The 1,586-nt window shown below is 65.4% G+C and carries 2 protein-coding genes and 1 pseudogene; all 3 read right to left on the bottom strand.

The window, feature by feature from the left end; genetic code table 11:
• Positions 1 to 253: 253 nt before the first annotated feature.
• Complete coding sequence (locus tag NKJ06_RS35375) at positions 254 to 439, bottom strand: hypothetical protein (protein WP_352812561.1); 186 nt, start codon at positions 437 to 439, stop codon at positions 254 to 256.
• 30 nt (positions 440 to 469) lie between these two features.
• Positions 470 to 1,330, bottom strand: a complete 861-nt coding sequence (locus tag NKJ06_RS35370) for an ABC transporter permease subunit (RefSeq protein WP_352812559.1) — start codon at positions 1,328 to 1,330, stop codon at positions 470 to 472.
• Positions 1,327 to 1,586 (bottom strand): annotated as a pseudogene (gene tauB, locus NKJ06_RS35365) (taurine ABC transporter ATP-binding subunit); the annotation flags it as partial. The gene NKJ06_RS35370 and the pseudogene tauB, both read right to left, overlap by 4 nt.

The raw sequence follows: 1,586 nt of genomic DNA, 5'->3' as shown, positions 1-1,586 counted from the left end.
CTCTTCAAAGAGAAGGCACCTAAAGAATCAACCTTTCCACTCAACGCAAGACTTACTCTTACTCATATGCGATTCCCCTGCCCACGAGGGGGAGATCGGCTGTCACCTCGGCTTTCGCCAATCTCCAGAGCTGAAAAAGGGCCCGACGGCGAAGCTACCAATCTCCCCCTTCGTGGGGGAGATGTCCGGCAGGACAGAGGGGGGCGCGAAGGATCGCCGCTCATCTCCATCGCTGCGTTGGTGCGCCCGCCCCTCACTGCGACCAATACTGCCAGGCCCAGTAAAAACTTTCGTCGCGCGGCGGCAGCCGGTTGCGCTCGGCATCCCAGCGCACCGGCGCCGGCGATTTCGGCTGCTGTTCAAGCGGCTGGCTTTCCCTGGTCCGGGCGAGAAGCCAGTTGCCGAACTGGGCGAACAGCACGGCGGTGGAATGGATCATCGTCATCCTCTCCTGCTCTTCTGGTTCCAATCACTCCCGTCCGGCCCACGGGACGAGCACGCGCTCGATCCTGCGGATGGTGAATTCGAGCACGAAGGCGATGGCCGCGATCACCAATATGCCCATCACCACGACGTCGGTGACCAGGAACTGGGCGGCCGACTGGATCATGAAACCGAGCCCGCGCGTCGCCGCCACCAGCTCGGCGGCGACCAGCGTCGACCAGCCGGCGCCGAGCGCGATGCGCAGGCCGGTCAGGATCGATGGCAGCGCGCTGGGCAGGATGACGTGGCGGACCACTTGGGCCCGGGTCGCGCCAAGCGAGCGCGCTGCGTTGATGCGCTCCTGCGACACGCCGCGAACGCCCGAGGCGGTCGATAGCGCCACTGGCGCCAGCATAGCGATGGCGATCACCAGGATTTTCGACGGCTCGCCAATGCCGAACCAGATGATGACCAGCGGCAGATAGGCGAGCGGTGGGATCGGCCGCAGGAATTCCAGCAGCGGATCGAAGATGCCGCGCCCGATCGTGCTGATGCCGATGGCCAGACCCACCGGCACACCGACAACGATGGCCGCGGCCAGCGCGGCAAAGACCCGACCCAGACTGGCGACCGCATGCTGCAGCAGCGTCGCATCGACGAAGCCGTCGCGGGCGACGACGATGAACTTGGTCCACACGGCGGCAGGCGAGGGCAGGAACACAGGCGATACCAGTTGCAGGCGGGCCGACAGCGCCCACAGCGCCAGCATCACCAGAATGGTGACCGCGCTAACCGCGCGCGCCGAAATGCCTGTGCGTTTCGAGCTGGGCCGCGACCACGGCACCGAAAGGCCGTCGGCCTCGTCGATCTTGTGTCCCGGCCGCTCCGTGTAGGAGGAAACGGTCATGCCGCTTCTCCTTCGAAGATAGCGTCGGTCAGTTCGCCTCGAGCCGTGGCAAAAGCCGGATCGGCCTTGATGGTGCGAATGGCTTCGCCAGCCGCGTAGCGCCTGGAGAAACCCGGCTCGAAGCTCCGCACCACGCGGCCCGGTCCGGGCGCCAGCACGACAATGCGGGTGGCCAGCACCAGCGCCTCCTCGATGCCGTGAGTCACCATCAGCACGCCGACATCGATTGCCGTCCACAAATCGAGCATGGTCGTCT

The sequence above is a fragment of the Mesorhizobium sp. M0293 genome (genome assembly GCF_040321735.1).
GTDB lineage: Bacteria > Pseudomonadota > Alphaproteobacteria > Rhizobiales > Rhizobiaceae > Mesorhizobium.
The sequence above is the reverse complement of the archived record's forward strand: the minus strand, read 5'-3'. Positions and strand labels throughout refer to the sequence as shown.